This window comes from Amycolatopsis sp. NPDC051371 (assembly GCF_040682155.1).
Classification (GTDB): domain Bacteria; phylum Actinomycetota; class Actinomycetes; order Mycobacteriales; family Pseudonocardiaceae; genus Amycolatopsis.
Genome location: NZ_JBFBAG010000016.1, coordinates 1 through 14881 on the forward strand (window position 1 = coordinate 1; position 14881 = coordinate 14881).

The 14881-nt window shown below is 70.9% G+C and carries 16 protein-coding genes and 1 pseudogene; 12 read left to right on the forward strand and 5 right to left on the reverse strand.

The window, feature by feature from the left end:
- Both AB0M59_RS20515 and AB0M59_RS20520 read right to left on the reverse strand, forming a co-directional pair.
- On the reverse strand, nucleotides 1-293 hold a 293-nt coding region (locus tag AB0M59_RS20515; protein ID WP_364617146.1), incomplete at its 3' end, for an aspartate/glutamate racemase family protein.
- Nucleotides 290-1711 (reverse strand): NCS1 family nucleobase:cation symporter-1, encoded by a 1422-nt coding sequence (locus AB0M59_RS20520; RefSeq protein ID WP_364617148.1) that lies wholly within the window; start codon nucleotides 1709-1711, stop codon nucleotides 290-292. The genes AB0M59_RS20515 and AB0M59_RS20520, both read right to left, overlap by 4 nt.
- 149 nt (nucleotides 1712-1860) lie before the next feature.
- Between AB0M59_RS20520 and AB0M59_RS20525 the strand changes: the two genes are divergently transcribed.
- Entirely contained in the window at nucleotides 1861-2544 is a 684-nt protein-coding gene (locus AB0M59_RS20525; protein ID WP_364617150.1) for a GntR family transcriptional regulator, read from the forward strand.
- Here the strand turns inward: AB0M59_RS20525 and AB0M59_RS20530 are convergent.
- Entirely contained in the window at nucleotides 2514-3134 is a 621-nt protein-coding gene (locus AB0M59_RS20530) for a DJ-1/PfpI family protein (RefSeq protein WP_364617152.1), read from the reverse strand. The genes AB0M59_RS20525 and AB0M59_RS20530 overlap by 31 nt on opposite strands.
- 137 nt (nucleotides 3135-3271) lie before the next feature.
- Here AB0M59_RS20530 and AB0M59_RS20535 point away from each other — a divergent pair.
- The 5 genes and pseudogenes from AB0M59_RS20535 to AB0M59_RS20555 form a co-directional block, all read left to right on the forward strand.
- A pseudogene (locus tag AB0M59_RS20535) lies at nucleotides 3272-3340 on the forward strand (hypothetical protein); the annotation flags it as partial.
- Nucleotides 3341-3692: 352 nt separating this feature from the next.
- Nucleotides 3693-4529, forward strand: a complete 837-nt coding sequence (locus AB0M59_RS20540; protein WP_364617154.1) for a PLP-dependent aminotransferase family protein — start codon at nucleotides 3693-3695, stop codon at nucleotides 4527-4529.
- Between the two features lie 216 nt (nucleotides 4530-4745).
- On the forward strand, nucleotides 4746-5906 hold the full coding sequence (locus AB0M59_RS20545; protein WP_364617156.1) for an acyltransferase: 1161 nt from the start codon (nucleotides 4746-4748) through the stop codon (nucleotides 5904-5906).
- Nucleotides 5907-5995: 89 nt separating this feature from the next.
- Entirely contained in the window at nucleotides 5996-7696 is a 1701-nt protein-coding gene (locus AB0M59_RS20550) for a CTP synthase (RefSeq protein ID WP_364617158.1), read from the forward strand.
- Nucleotides 7693-8322, forward strand: a complete 630-nt coding sequence (locus AB0M59_RS20555; RefSeq protein WP_364617159.1) for an NUDIX hydrolase — start codon at nucleotides 7693-7695, stop codon at nucleotides 8320-8322. Before AB0M59_RS20550 ends, AB0M59_RS20555 begins: the two co-directional genes overlap by 4 nt.
- 95 nt (nucleotides 8323-8417) lie before the next feature.
- Here AB0M59_RS20555 and AB0M59_RS20560 read toward each other — a convergent pair whose 3' ends face one another.
- Nucleotides 8418-8939, reverse strand: coding sequence for a DUF1707 domain-containing protein (locus AB0M59_RS20560; RefSeq protein ID WP_364617161.1), 522 nt, complete (start codon nucleotides 8937-8939; stop codon nucleotides 8418-8420).
- A 109-nt stretch (nucleotides 8940-9048) separates the two neighbouring features.
- Here AB0M59_RS20560 and xerD point away from each other — a divergent pair, with 109 nt between their 5' ends.
- The 6 genes from xerD (at nucleotide 9049) to AB0M59_RS20590 (ending at nucleotide 14022) form a co-directional block, all read left to right on the forward strand.
- Nucleotides 9049-9951, forward strand: coding sequence for a site-specific tyrosine recombinase XerD (gene xerD / locus AB0M59_RS20565; RefSeq protein ID WP_364617481.1), 903 nt, complete (start codon nucleotides 9049-9051; stop codon nucleotides 9949-9951).
- A 146-nt stretch (nucleotides 9952-10097) separates the two neighbouring features.
- On the forward strand, nucleotides 10098-11069 hold the full coding sequence (locus tag AB0M59_RS20570) for a ParA family protein (protein ID WP_364525143.1): 972 nt from the start codon (nucleotides 10098-10100) through the stop codon (nucleotides 11067-11069).
- Nucleotides 11066-11476 carry a cobyrinic acid a,c-diamide synthase gene (locus AB0M59_RS20575; protein WP_364617163.1) on the forward strand — a complete coding sequence of 137 codons (411 nt, stop codon included), beginning with the start codon at nucleotides 11066-11068 and terminating at the stop codon, nucleotides 11474-11476. The genes AB0M59_RS20570 and AB0M59_RS20575 overlap by 4 nt, the downstream gene beginning before the upstream one ends.
- The gene (locus AB0M59_RS20580; RefSeq protein WP_364617165.1) at nucleotides 11476-12390 is read left to right on the forward strand and encodes a segregation/condensation protein A; all 915 of its coding nucleotides are present in this window, start codon (nucleotides 11476-11478) and stop codon (nucleotides 12388-12390) included. Before AB0M59_RS20575 ends, AB0M59_RS20580 begins: the two co-directional genes overlap by 1 nt.
- The gene (scpB, locus tag AB0M59_RS20585; protein WP_364617167.1) at nucleotides 12387-13283 is read left to right on the forward strand and encodes an SMC-Scp complex subunit ScpB; all 897 of its coding nucleotides are present in this window, start codon (nucleotides 12387-12389) and stop codon (nucleotides 13281-13283) included. Before AB0M59_RS20580 ends, scpB begins: the two co-directional genes overlap by 4 nt.
- On the forward strand, nucleotides 13270-14022 hold the full coding sequence (locus tag AB0M59_RS20590; RefSeq protein ID WP_364617169.1) for a pseudouridine synthase: 753 nt from the start codon (nucleotides 13270-13272) through the stop codon (nucleotides 14020-14022). Before scpB ends, AB0M59_RS20590 begins: the two co-directional genes overlap by 14 nt.
- Here AB0M59_RS20590 and AB0M59_RS20595 read toward each other — a convergent pair.
- The gene (locus AB0M59_RS20595) at nucleotides 14001-14816 is read right to left on the reverse strand and encodes an SAM-dependent methyltransferase (RefSeq protein ID WP_364617171.1); all 816 of its coding nucleotides are present in this window, start codon (nucleotides 14814-14816) and stop codon (nucleotides 14001-14003) included. The two genes, AB0M59_RS20590 and AB0M59_RS20595, sit on opposite strands and share 22 nt — an antisense overlap.
- Between the last annotated feature and the right edge of the window lie 65 nt (nucleotides 14817-14881).

The following is a 14881-nucleotide window of genomic DNA, read 5'->3' on the forward strand; positions in this document are numbered from 1 at the left end:
TCTTGGGTGTGTCCGCCCCCCGCTCCCCCCACCCGCGCGGGGCCCCCCCCCCGGCCCCCCCCCCCCCCCCCCCCCCCCACGACCGCGTCGAACGGTTCTTCCAGGCCCCGCAACAGGTCCAGCACGGCCGCGGCGGACAGGAAGCTGTCCAGCCAGCCCTCGGCCGACTCCGGTCCCCAGCGCGGCGTCCGGGCGAGGATCTCGGTGCCGGGGCTCGCGGCGGCGCGCGCCCCGGCTTCGATCTCCTTCGTCATCGCCTCGGTGGTGTTGCAGTTGGTGACGACGATCCTCATCGGTGCTTCCTCGAAACCACGAAGTACAGCAAGGCCGACGACGCCGTGCCGATGAACCACGAGTAGGGCGCGGCCGGCGCGAAGAACGGCACCAGCGCGATCACCGCGGCCAGCGCGGCGGTCGGGAAGAACGTCACGAGCGCGCGCGGGTTCACCCGGGGGTAGATCCCGCCGTCGACGAACAGCTGCGCGACGTCGACCTTGCCGCGCCGGATCAGGTAGTAGTCGACGATCATGATCCCGAACAACGGCCCGAGGAACGCGCCGAGCCCGCCGAGGAAGTAGTTGACCACCGTGGGCGAGGAGTACAGCTTCCACGGCAGCACGCACAGCGCGGCGACGGCGCTGATCAGTCCGCCGATGGTGAACGAGATCCGTTTCGGCCAGATGTTGGCCAGGTCGTAGGCGGGGGAGACGAAGTTCGCGACGATGTTGACGCCCATGGTGGCGACGGCGAACGTCAGCGCGCCGACGATCAGCACCGGCGTGTTGTGCACCTTCGCCAGCAGCTCGGCCGGGTCGGTGATCGCCTCGCCGAACACCTGCATGCTGCCCGCGGTCACGATCACCGACAGCAGCGCGAACGCCGTCGAGTTGATCGGCAGGCCCCAGAAGTTGCCGCGCCGCACCGTTTTCTGGTCCGGGGCGTTGCGGGAGAAGTCGCAGAAGTTCAGCATCAGCGTGCCGTAGGTGGCCAGGATCAGCCCGGCCGCGCCGAACCACTGGCGGATCTGCTCGCCGGTGGACAGCTGCTTCGGGCTGCTGGTCAGCGAAATGTGCCAGTGCCCGGCGGCGAGGATCCAGACGGCGAGGGCGATCATCACGACCCAGATCGCCGGGCCGCACCAGTCCTGGAACTTGCGGATCGACTCCATGCCGCGGGTGAGGATCAGCGCCTGGACCGCCCACAGCGCGACGAAGCAGATCCAGCCCAGCGCGTGCAGGCCGAGGAAACCGTGTTCGGTCAACGGTTTCAGGCCCGGGTCGATGGTGAGCACGAGCAGCGTGATGGCCACGCTCGCGAGGTAGGTCTGGATGCCGTACCAGAAGATCGCGATGACCGCGCGGATCAGCGCGGGCAGGTTGGCGCCGAACGTGCCGAAGCTGATCCGCGCCACGACCGGGAACGGGACGCCGGTGCGCTGCCCGATCCGGCCCATCAGGTTCATGCCCACGTAGATGATCACGAAGCCGAACAGCAGGGCGGTGAACACCTGCCAGGCCGAGAGTCCGAGCACGAACAGCCCGGCCGCGAAGGTGTAGTTGCCGAGGTTGTGCACGTCGGACATCCACAGCGCGAAGATGTCGTAGACCTTCCAGCGGCGGTCTTTCGCCGGGGCGAGGTCTTCGTTCCAGAGCCGGGGGTCCGGCGGCGGGCTCGTCTCTTGCTGGGTATCGGTGAGCGGGGCGGCGGTCATGCGGGCCTCCGATCGACGTGCAGCGACGGCGATTTGGGATACCAAAATTTGGCATCCCAAATATCACCCCGATGTCCGCCCCCGTCAACCCTCCGGCCGATAAACTCGCGTTACGTCCGGTTACGGGCGTGTTGAGCGAGAGGGGACCCGTGACGTCGGCGAACGAGCGGCAACCCCTCGCGGCCACCCGGCAGCGGGTGCGCGACGAGCTGCGCGAACGGATCTTGACCGGCCGCCTGCGCCCGGGCGACCGGCTGGTCGAGCGCGAGCTGGCCGAGGACCTCGGCGTGTCCAGGGTGCCCGTGCGCGAGGCCATCCGCAGCCTCGAAGCCGAGGGCTTCCTGGTCGAGCAGTCGGCGCGCCGGATCGTCGTCCGGCAGCTCGCGCGCGTCGACGTCGAGGAGCTGTTCGACGTCCGCGAGGCCCTGGAAGGACTCGCCGCGGGGCGCGCTGCCGAACGGGCGGGGGCGCCGGAGCTGAAGCGGCTCGAGCGGACGCTTGCCGACGCCGCCCGCGCGACGGCCCGTGACGACGCGGCCCGGATCACCGTGCTCAACTCGCGCTTCCACGACGAGATCGTGGCCATCGCGGGCAACACCCTGCTCACGACGATGCTGCAGCCCCTGCAGGGCAGGCTCCGGTGGCTCACGAGCCAGAACGAGCACTGGGCCGAGCTGCTCGACGAGCACCGCCGGCTCTACGAGGCGATCGCGTCGGGGGACACGGACCGTGCGCACGCTGAAGCCGTCGAGCACGTGCGGGTCAACCGCGAGGTGACCTTGAAGTCCCTCTTCGGCACCGATCAGGCGGAGATCGTCGCCGGTTCGAGGTAGGGCGTCACGTTCCGCAGCGCCCGCTCGACGTACTCGTCCTTCTCGCCGACCGGAGCGACGTAGTGCATGGCGTGCTCGGCGGCTTCGAGACCGTGCAGACGGGCGAGGACCCAGGTGGCGAGGTACGTCGAGGCCAGGCAGCCGCCGGCGGTGGCGAGTGAGCCACGGGCGAAGAACGGCTGGTTCAGCACCTCGACGCCGGCCGCGAGCACCCACGGCTTCGTCGTCAGGTCGGTGCAGGCGGGCACGTCGGCGAGCAGCCCGAGCTTCGCGAGCACGAGCGTGCCCGAGCACTGCGCGGCGAGCAGTTGCCGGGCGGGGTCGAGCCGGGCCAACGTGTTCATGATCGCCGGGTCCTCGACGACTTCGCGGGTCTTCGAACCGCTGCCGACGATCACGGCGTCGGCCGTGCACGCCTCCTCCAGGTCGATCGTCGCGTCGATCGTCACGCCGTTCATCGAGGTCACCCGCGGCGTCGGGCTCGCGATCGACACGCGCCAACCGGGCTCCCTCACCCGGTTGAGGACGCCGAGCGCGATGAGCGAGTCGAGTTCGTTGTAGCCGTCGAAGGTCAGGATCGCGGTGTGCATGACCGCACGGTAGGACCGCCGATCCAGGACAGTCCACAAATTGTCCTGCCTACAATCGCGGCGTGCGGGTGTCGAAGTACAAGGTCGTCGTGGACGCGTTCGCGGCGAAGATCCGGGCCGGGGAGTGGCCGGCCGGGATGCGGCTGCCCACCCATCGACGGCTCGCGGCCGACGAGGGCATCGCCGTCGTGACGGCGTCCCGGGTGTACGCCGAGCTCGAGGCGATGGGGCTGGTCAGCTCCGAACAAGGGCGCGGCACGTTCGTCCGTGACCTGGCCGTCGGTGACGGCGTCGACGAACGGGCGGTCGCGGCCGACGCCGTCGACCTCAGCTTCAACTCGCCGTCGGTCCCCGGCCAAGCCGACCTGCTGCGCCAGGCGCTGCGGGACCTCGCGACGGCCGGGGACCTCGACGCGCTGCTGCGCTACCAGCCGCACCGCGGACGCGCGGAGGACCGGGCGGCCGTCGCCCGGCACCTGCTGAGCCGGGGGCTGGAGGTCGGCCGCGAACGCGTGCTGATCGTCGACGGTGCGCAGCACGGCTTTGGCGGTGACGGCGATGGCGCTGCTGCGCCCCGGCGACGTCGTCGCGGTGGACGCCCTCACCTACCCGGGCTGCCGGGTGCTCGCGCGCACACTCGGGCTCGACCTCGCGCCGCTGCCGGTGACCGCCGACGGCCCCGACCTCGACGCGCTCGACCGGCTGTGCCGCCGGCGCCGGGTACGCGCGGTGTACGCGATGCCGACCCTGCACAACCCGCTGGGCTGGGTGCTCCCCGTCGAGCGGCGCAGGCGGCTCGTGGAGATCGCCCGGCAGCACGGGCTGACGATCATCGAAGACGCGTCGTACGCCTACCTCGCCGAGGACGCGCCGCCGCCGCTGGCGATGCTCGCTCCGGAGGCCACCGTCTACGTCTCGGGGCTGTCGAAAAGCGTCGCCACCGGGTTGCGCGTCGGGTTCGTCGCCGCGTCGCCTGCACTGGTGCCGGCGCTCGAGAGCGCGATCCGGTCCACGACGTGGAACACACCCGCCCTGACCGCGGCCATCGCGCGCCGGTGGCTCGACGACGGTACCGTCGAGAGCTTGGAAGTCCGGAAGCGCGAAGACGCGCGACAGCGCCAGGCACTCGCTTCGGAGGTGCTGGCCGGGCTTCCGTGGATCGGGCACCCGTCGTCGTACTTCCGGTGGCTGCCGCTCGCCCCCGACTCCCGGCCGGACCGCATCGTCGCGGCGCTGGCCCGGCGGCGCGTCGCAGTCGCCACGGCCGAGCCGTTCGCGACGACGCCGGCCGTGCCGCAGGCGCTCCGGCTGGCGCTGGGTTCGGTGGGACACGCCGAGCTCCGCGACGGGCTCACGGCGGTTCGGCAGGAGGTCGAGCGGGATGTTTTCCGCTGATCACGGCGGGATGACGAAGGTCACGCTCGGTACCGGAGAGCTTACGTATTAACATGATCGGCGGGTCCTCGCTCCGTGAGCGGACGTGGCATATCCAACAGCCCGGGGGACCTCCGCCAACAGGCGCTTCCCAGTGCCTTCATGGGAAATTCACAGAATGGGTGGCAAGTCTGACAACGTGAACCACGCCGACGACGGTGCCGGAACGGCGGCACGATGACGACTGCCCAGGCCACTCTCGAAGCTCCCTCCCGGATCGCGAGACCGGGTGGGAAAGCGCCGTACCTGCACCAGATCGACCTGTTCCGGTTGGTCACGTTCGCCTGCGTGATCCTCATCCACGTGGTCGGCGCGACGAACTTCGCGCAGGACGTCGGCGCCAACGCCGTCGAGACGCCGCTGCACTTCACGCGGGAGGCGTTCTTCGCGCTGACCGGGTTCGTGCTGGTGTTCCAGAACCGCGGCCGCGAGATCACGCCGTCCGACTTCTGGCGCCGGCGGCTTCCGCTGGTCGCGACCCCGTACCTGGCGTGGTCGATGTTCTTCTGGGCGTTTTCCCTGGTCACCGGCACGCAGCAACCCGGCTCGCTCGAGGCGTCGATGCGGCTGCTGCTCAAGGACCTCGTCACCGGCGGCGCCTGGTACCACCTGTACTTCCTGCTCGTGACGATGCAGGTGTACCTGCTGTTCCCGTGGATCATGAAGCTGCTGCGGGCGACCGAGGGCAAGCACAAGTGGCTGCTGCTGGGCAGTGGGGTGCTGCAGGTCGGCGTGACGCTGTTCATGACCTACCAGCCGTTCGGCGTGAGCTACGAGACCATCACCCACCTGTACGCCACGCTGCTGCCGTACCAGTTCTACACACTGTTCGGCGCCGTGGTGGCCATGCACTTCGAGACCGTGCACGCCTGGGTCGGCCGGCACCGGCTGCTGCTCGGCGGCGCCCTCGTGGCCGTGCTGGCCGGGACCGAGTGGGTCTACCTGCACACCGTCCACAGTGGAACGTTCCCGCAGGTGGCCAGCGACCCGTTCCAGCCCTACCTGATCCCGTGGTGCGTGACCGTCATCGCGGCGATCTACGCGTTCGCCACCTGGTGGTCGGGCCGCCGCGTCGACGGCGGCCGCGGGGCCCGGCTGGTCTCGTGGGCGGCGAACCGGTCGTTCAGCATCTTCCTGGTGCACCCGCTCGCGCTGGCGTTCCTCGGCCCGGTGATCCCGCACGTGGCCGAGCGCTTCGGGGCGCCCTGGCTGAGTGTGATCATCTACTTCGCCACGATCGCGCTGACGATCGTGATCGTCGAGGCGTTGCGCCGCCTGCCGGGGAGTCGCGCGCTCACCGGCCGCCCGCGCCTGCGGCTCGCCAAAGCCGCCGCCTGACTCACCCCGCCGGGTGGTCAAGAGCACAAAAGACACTTCGGGCATGTCCCGGCGAGCGCATCGGCGGACTTGGGATATGCTGGCGGCCCGTGGGACTTCAGTCGCGGGCTACCAAGTACGTATTTGTCACCGGAGGCGTCGCCTCCTCTCTGGGTAAGGGACTCACGGCTTCCAGCCTGGGACAACTCCTTACCGCGCGCGGGCTTCGCGTCACGATGCAGAAGCTCGATCCGTACCTCAACGTCGACCCCGGGACGATGAACCCGTTCCAGCACGGTGAGGTGTTCGTCACCGACGACGGCGCCGAGACCGACCTCGACATCGGGCACTACGAGCGCTTCCTCGACCGCGATCTCGACGGCAAGGCCAACGTCACGACCGGCCAGGTCTACTCCGAGGTGATCGCCAAGGAGCGCCGCGGCGAATACCTCGGCGACACCGTCCAGGTCATTCCGCACATCACCGACGAGATCAAGTCCCGGATCACCGCGGCCGCCGAGCCCGACGAGGCCGGCCAGACGCCGGACGTCGTCATCACCGAGGTCGGCGGCACGGTCGGCGACATCGAGTCGCTGCCGTTCCTGGAGGCCTGCCGCCAGGTCCGCCACGACGTCGGCCGCGACCACTGCTTCTTCCTGCACGTCTCGCTGGTGCCGTACCTGGCGCCGTCGGGCGAGCTCAAGACGAAGCCGACCCAGCACTCGGTCGCCGCGCTGCGCAACATCGGCATCCAGCCCGACGCGCTGGTCTGCCGGGCCGACCGCGAGATCCCCGAGGACCTCAAGCGCAAGATCGGCCTGATGTGCGACGTCGACAACGAGGCCGTCATCGCCTGCCCCGACGCGCGGTCGATCTACGACATCCCGAAGGTGCTGCACCGCGAGGCGCTCGACGCCTACGTGGTCCGCCGCCTCGGGCTGCCGTTCCGCGACGTCGACTGGACGGTGTGGGGCGACCTGCTCGACCGGGTGCACAACCCGAACGAGGTCGTGCGGATCGCCGTCGTCGGCAAGTACATCGACCTGCCGGACGCCTACCTGTCGGTCACCGAGGCCCTGCGTGCGGGCGGGTTCGCCCACCGCGCCAAGGTCGAGATCGTCTGGGTCGCCTCCGACGACGCGCAGACCGCGTCCGGCGCGGCGTCGGTGCTGTCCGATGTGGACGGTGTGCTGATCCCGGGCGGGTTCGGCATCCGCGGCATCGAGGGCAAGGTCGGCGCGATCGAGTACGCCCGCACCCGCGGCGTGCCGCTGCTCGGCCTGTGCCTCGGCCTGCAGTGCATGGTCATCGAGGGTGCCCGGCACCTGGCGGGCATCAAGGACGCCGGTTCGTCGGAGTTCGACGAGAACACCGAGCACCCGGTGATCTCGACGATGGCCGACCAGCGCGACGTCGTCGCGGGGGAGCGGGACATGGGCGGCACCATGCGCCTCGGCGCGTACCCGGCGAAGCTCAAGCCGGGTTCGCAGGTCGCGAAGGCGTACGGCACCACCGAGGTGTCCGAGCGCCACCGCCACCGCTACGAGGTGAACAACGCCTACCGCAAGCAGCTCTCGGACGCCGGCCTGGTGTTCTCCGGCACGTCGCCGGACGACCGCTTGGTCGAGTTCGTCGAGTTGCCGGCCGACCAGCACCCGTTCTTCGTCGGCACCCAGGCGCACCCCGAGCTCAAGAGCCGCCCGACCCGGCCGCACCCGCTGTTCAGCGCGTTCGTCAAGGCCGTCGTGGACCGCAAGGTCGCCGAGCGGCTGCCGGTCGAGCTGCCCGAAGCCCCCGTGGCCGCCCGATGACCGCGCCGGGCGAGCACGAGTTCAGCGTCGCCTCCAGCCGGGACGTCCACATCGGACGCGTCGTCGGCCTGCGGATCGACGACGTCGTGATGCCGGGCGGGGACACCGCGGTCCGCGAGGTGATCGAGCACCTCGGCGCGGTCGCGATCGTCGCGCTGGACGACGAGCAGCAGGTCACGCTGATCCACCAGTACCGGCACCCGATCGGGCACCGGCTGTGGGAGCTGCCGGCGGGGCTGATCGACCACCTCGGTGAGGACCCGGTCGGCACGGCGAAGCGTGAGCTCGTCGAAGAGGCCGGCCTGGCCGCCGCGGACTGGGTGACGCTGGTCGACGTCGCGGCGTCGCCCGGCTTCACCGACGAGGTCGTGCGGGTCTTCCTGGCCCGCGGGCTGTCCGATGTGGACCGTGACGTGCTCGGCGAGGAGGAGGCGGACCTCGTCATCGGCAAGTTCCCGCTCGCCGAGGCCGTGCGGATGGCCCTGGCGGGCGAGCTGATCAACGGCGCCACGGTGTCGGGCGTGCTCGCCGCGCACGCGGTGGTCACCGGCGGGGCCCCGGCCCGCCCCGCGGACGCCCCGTGGGAGGACCGCCCCACGGCGTTCGCCAAGCGCAAGCAAGCCTGACCCGAAGCGCCCCAATGTGGCCTTGGTTGCGTTGAACGCACCCAAGGGGCCCTTCGGTGCGTTGAACGCACCGAAGGCCACATTGGGGCGCTTGATCAGGGACGCAGCGGGCGGCCTTCGGCGTCCAGGCCGCCGTTGGCCAGCAGGAGGATGCCGTCGATGATCGGCCAGACCGCGCCGATCCCGGCGGTGACCAGGCAGACGAACAGCTGCAGCAGGCCCAGCCCGACCTGGCCGGTGTAGAACCGCCCCACCCCGAACGGCAGCACGATCTGGAGCACCCCGGCCACGGTCTTGGACCGATAGGAGTAGGGGACCGGCGTCCGCGGCGCGTACGGCACCGGGGCCGGCGGCGCGTACGGGTCCGGCTGCCCGTACATCGGCAGCTGCGCCGTGGGCTGCGAGTACATCGGGGGCGGTGCGAAGAAACCCGGGTGCGGCTGCGGCAGGTCGCCGAACAGGGGCCGCAGGTCACCCAGCGTCGCCGCCGCGTAGGCGGCCGTCACCCGTGTCTCGTACTCGTCCGGCGTGATGCGGCCCATGCCGAAGTGGTCGGCGAGCAGCCTCGCCGCTTCCTCCCGCTCGGCCGTGCCGATGCGGAGCGCCTCCGACTCCATGCACTCCAAGGTAACCGCGTGGAGCTGAGAACGGGGTTTCTGCCGGGTCACGGACCCCGGGCGGCCTAAGGTGTCCCGCGTGGCCTCCAGCCCGCACAGCACGGCCGACGTGATCGCCGCGTACCTCGACCACCTGGTCGTCGAACGCGGGACCGCGCGCAACACCCTGGACAGCTACGCCCGTGACCTGCGCCGGTACGCCGCGCACCTCGACAGCGTGGGCATCGCGAAGATCGCCGACGTCACCTCCGCGCACGTCACGTCCTTCGGCGCCGCCCTCCGCGAAGGCGACGGCGAGCACCAGCCGCTGGCCGCGTCGTCGGCCGCGCGGGCGCTGGTCGCCGCACGGGGCCTGCACAAGTTCGCCCACGCCGAGGGGCTCACCGAGCACAACCCGGCCCGCGAGGTCCGGCCGCCGACCCCGGCGAAGCGGCTGCCCAAGGCGTTGCCGGTCGACGACGTCCTGCGGTTGCTCGAGACCCCGCCGCCGGACGGCGAACGCCCGCTGCGAGACCGGGCGCTGCTGGAGGTGCTCTACTCCACCGGCGCCCGGATCTCCGAAGCCGTCGGGCTGGACATCGACGACGTCGACGACACCGAGCGCACCGTCCTGCTCGACGGCAAGGGCGGCAAGCAGCGGCTCGTCCCGATCGGGCGGCCCGCGCTCGCCGCGCTGCACGCCTACACCGTCCGCGCCCGGCCGGCGCTCGCCGCCCACGGCCGCGGCACCGCGGCGCTGTTCCTCAACGCCCGCGGCAGCAGGCTTTCGCGGCAGAGCGCGTGGCAGGTCCTCAAGGACACCGCCGGGCGGGCGGGAATCAGCGCCGCGGTCTCGCCGCACACGCTCCGCCACTCCTTCGCCACGCACCTGCTCGAGGGCGGCGCGGACGTCCGGGTCGTCCAGGAACTGCTCGGCCACGCCTCGGTGACGACGACGCAGGTCTACACGCTGGTCACGGTCAACACCCTGCGCGAGGTGTACGCCACGGCGCACCCGCGGGCACTGGGCTAGACGGCCGTACGGACCGCCGACAGCCTTCCCAACCTGGACCGACGGTCGAGTGACATTGCCCCCTCGGGTCCGGCGCGTTGCTTTGCCGGGGCTCCGGCAACGCGCATAGGCTGCGGCGGACTCGACGAACAAGGAGCTTTCCCGCCATGTCGACACCGAACCAGCCGGCCCACCCGGCCGAGTCCGCCGGGTCGGCGGCGGCGAACCTCAACGACGTCAAGATCGCGACCCCGGCGGTCCACGACGGCGACGAACCGCAGGAGCGCAACGGGAAGAAGGTCAAGCTCGAGGGCATCGGGCCGACCGGCCGCCCGATCCGCGAGCACGCCGATCCCGCGCCGCTGGACCACCACGGCCCGGCCAAGATCATGGCGATGTGCAACCAGAAGGGCGGCGTCGGCAAGACGACGTCGACCATCAACCTGGGCGCGGCCCTCGCCGAGTACGGCCGCAAGGTGCTGCTCGTCGACTTCGACCCGCAGGGCGCGCTCGCCGTCGGTCTGGGCATCCAGCCGCACGAACTGGACCAGACGGTCTACAACGCCATCATGGAGCGGTCGGTCAGCGCCACCGACGTGCTGATGAAAACCCGCGTCGACGGCGTTGACCTGCTGCCGAGCAACATCGACCTGTCCGCGGCGGAGGTCCAGCTCGTCGCTGAGGTAGGGCGCGAGCACACGTTGTTACGGGTCCTTCGTCCGGTCATGAACGACTACGACTATGTTCTTGTCGACTGCCAGCCCTCGCTCGGCTTGCTCACGGTGAACGCGCTGACCGCTGCGGACGGCGTGATCATCCCGCTCGAGTGCGAGTTCTTCAGTCTCCGAGGCGTCGCGCTCCTGATCGACACGATCGAGAAGGTGCAGGAACGGCTCAACCCCAAACTGGACATAGTCGGGATTCTCGCCACCATGTACGACCCGAGAACCCTGCACTCGAAGGAGGTCATGGCTCGCGTGGTGGAGGCATTCGGCGAGACCGTGTTCGACACGGTCATCAACCGCACGGTGCGGTTCCCCGAGACGACGGTCGCGGGTGAGCCGATCACGACCTGGGCGCCCAAGTCGGCCGGCGCCGCGGCGTACCGCCAGCTTGCTCGCGAGGTGATCGCTCGGTGAGCAGGCGCGCCTCCCTGCCCGGAGCGTCGGAGCTCTTCCGCCTCACCTCCAGCCCTGCCCTCGATCGCCCGCCCCAGGCGCCGCCCGCGCCCGTCGAGCCCGCGGAGCCGAAGCCCTCGGGCAACGGCCGGACGGAACAGCTCACCCGCAGCGCGGCCCCGCACGGGTCCGGCCGGACCAAGCACGACGCGAAGATCACCGTGTACGTCTCCGGCGACGAGCTCGTGGCCATGGAGCAGGCCCGGCTGACGCTGCGTGCCAAGCACGAGCTGGTCGTCGACCGCGGCCGGCTGGTCCGCGAGGCCGTCGCGGTGCTGCTGGCGGACTTCGACCAGAACGGCGAAGAGTCGGTGCTGGTGCAGCGGCTGCGGGTGGTCGGCTCAGACGGCGGCGAAACCGAGGGCTGATGGACGAGCCGGCACCGGTCCCGGCATCGGCTCCGGAGGACCAGGCCCCCGAACCGCACCAGACGGTGCACGGCGGGATGATTCCCGAGGGTGTCAACACCGAGGAACTGAGCACGTCGAAGTTCAAGGTGCGGCTGGCCAACTTCGAGGGACCGTTCGACCTGCTGCTGCAGCTGATCTCGCAGCACCAGCTCGACGTCACCGAGGTGGCGCTGCACCGGGTCACCGACGACTTCATCGCGTACACGCGGGCGCTGGGCACCGACTGGAACCTCGACGAGACGACCGAGTTCCTGGTCATCGCGGCGACCCTGCTCGACCTCAAGGCCGCGCGGCTGCTGCCGTCGGCCGAGGTCGAGAACGAGGACGACCTCGCCCTGCTCGAGGCTCGTGACCTGCTGTTCGCGCGGATCCTGCAGTACCGCGCGTACAAGCAGGTGGCGGCGCTGTTCGGCGAGCTGGAGCAGGGCGCGCTGCGGCGCTACCCGCGGTCGGTGGCGCTGGAGGAGCGGTTCGTCGGGCTGCTGCCCGAGGTGATGCTGGGCGTGACGCCGGAGAAGTTCGCCGACATCGCGGTGACGGTGTTCAAGCCGAAGCCGCCGCCGACGGTGTCGATCGCCCACATCCACATGGGCCGCGTGTCGGTGCGCGAGCACGCGGCGCTGCTGCGGGTGAAACTGGCCGCGGCCGGCCAGGCGACGTTCAGCGAGCTGGTGGACGACTGCGAGCACACGGTCGAGATCGTGGCGCGCTTCCTGGCGCTGCTGGAGCTCTACCGCGAGGCGACGGTCCAGTTCGAGCAGACGGAGGCGCTGGCGGAGCTGCACGTCCGCTGGACGGGCGGCTCCCAGGCCGACGCCTCCGTGGCGGCCGAGCTGGACCGGTCCGCCGGAGACGAAGAGGAGTACGGGTGAGCCCCGAAGACAACGAGCCGGTCGAGGCTCTCCCGCCGGAACCCCCGGTGGGTGAACCTGCCGAGGCGGCGGTGGAGCTGGCGCTGGACGAGGCGCTGTCCGGCGAGCCGGTCACCGAGGACGGTTCGCCGGTGGAGCCGCTGGTCGAAGAGAAGGCTGCCGAGGAACCTGCTGCCGAAGCCGCCGTTTCCGAGCCCGACCCGGCACTTTCACGTGAAAGTGCCGCGCTTGGGGAGCCCGAAGCTGCGGAGCCGGCCGAGCCTGAGCCCGATGTGGCCGCCGAGGGCGACCCGGCCGATCCCGAGTCCGACCTCGTCGCCGCCGGTGACGCCGACTCCCTGCCCGATGTCACCTCCGACGAGACCCTCGAAGCCGCGCTCGAAGCCCTTCTCCTCGTCGTGGACTCGCCCGCCAGCGAGGAATCGCTCGCCGACACCGTCGGTCAGCCGAAGGCCCGGATCGTCGTCGCGCTGCGGACGATGGCGCAGAAGTTCACCGATCGGGCCAGCGGGATCGACCTGCGGCGCGTCGGTGAAGGGTGGCGGTTCTACACTAGGGACATCTATGCCCCGTTCGTGGAGAAGCTCCTGCTGGACGGCCAGCGGTCGAAGCTGACCCGGGCCGCACTGGAGAGCCTCGCCGTGATCGCGTACCGGCAGCCGGTGACCCGTGCCAGGGTCGCCGCGGTGCGCGGCGTGAACGTGGACGGCGTGATCCGGACGCTCCTCGCGCGCGGCCTCATCGAAGAGATGGGGACCGACCCCGAGACGACCGGCACGCTGTACGTGACGACCGAGCTGTTCCTGGAGCGACTGGGGCTGTCGTCACTGAACGACCTGCCGGCCATCGCTCCGTTGCTACCCGAAGTGGACACCATCGATGACATCCAGTGAACACCCCGACGGCATCCGCCTGCAGAAGGTGCTGTCGCAAGCCGGGGTCGCCTCCCGGCGTGCGGCGGAAGACCTGATCGCGGCCGGCCGGGTCGAGGTGGACGGCGAGATCGTCACCGAGCTCGGCCGCCGGGTGCACCCGGATGCGGCCGTCATCCACGTCGACGGCACCCGCGTGAACCTGCGCGACGACCTGATCTACCTCGCCCTGAACAAGCCCAAGGGCGTGCACTCGACGATGTCGGACGACCGCGGCCGCCCGTGCGTCGGCGACTACCTCGCCGGGCGCTACGAGGAGACCCCCGGGGTCGTGCACGTCGGCCGGCTCGACGAGAACACCGAGGGCCTGCTGCTGCTCACCAACGACGGCGACCTCGGGCACCGGCTGATGCACCCGTCCTACCAGGTGCTCAAGACCTACCTCGCCGAGGTCGACGGCCTCGTGCCGCGCGGGCTCGGCAAGGAGCTGCGCAACGGCTGGGAGCTGCCGGACGGCATCGTCAAGGTCGACCAGTTCCGGGTCAAGGACATGCACTCCGGCAAGTCGCTCGTCGAGCTCGTCATCCACGAGGGCAAGAAGCACATCGTGCGGCGCCTGCTCAAGGACACCGGGCACCCGGTGCTCAAGCTGGTCCGCACCGCGGTCGGCGACGTGCAGCTCGGCAACCAGCGCGTCGGCTCGATCCGGCGGCTGACCAAGGGCGAGATCGGCGCGCTCTACCGGAACGTCGAGCTCTGACGCACGGCGGTGACGAACCCGTCGGCGGTCGCGTTGTCGTCCGAGGGGCGGCCGAACGCGGCGGCGGCCTCGGCGCGCGTGACCGTCGTCGGCCGCCAGCCGTGGGCGGCCAGCCAGTCCGGCGCGGTGGCACCCAGGCCGCCGCGCCAGAGGCCGGTGACGGGCTCGCCGCCTTCGGCCGCGCGGGCGCGCGCGACCAGGCCGTCCGGCGCGTCGCCCGTCCGTAGCTCGAACGACACCCGGCTGCCCGGCGCCGACAGCTCCCCGACGGTGGTCAGCAGCCGTTCGGCGTCCTCGTAGGACAGGTAGATCAGCAGCCCTTCGACCAGCCAGGCGGTCGGCACCGCCGGGTCGAACCCGGCGTCGCGCAACGCGGCCGCCCAGTCCTCGCGCAGGTCCGCGCGCACGACGACCCGTCGGCACGCCGGTTCGGCGCCCTGCGCGGCGAGGACATCGTCCTTGAACGCCAGGACTTCCGGCAGGTCCAGCTCGAACAGGCGGGTCCCGGCCGGCCAGGCCAGCCGGAACGCCCGCGCGTCGAGCCCGGCGGCGAGCAGCACCACCTGCGCGCAGGCCGCCTCGAGGAGGTAGTCGTCGAAGAACCGGGTGCGGATCACGATCTGCGGGTACATCAGCGCGCCCAGCCCGGACCGGACCGGGTCGCCCGCGGTGCCGGGCAGCACCGACCGGCCTGCCTCATGGAACGCGGCCGCGTACGGGTCGTGGAACAGGCGGTCCGGCCGGCTGCTCTCGCGGGCGCGCAGCGCGGCGACGCCGACGGCGGTCCGGCTCACGGCAGGCAATGATTCGGTCACGGTCGCTCACCGTACCCCCGACTTTCCGCCGTGGCGCGCGTGTT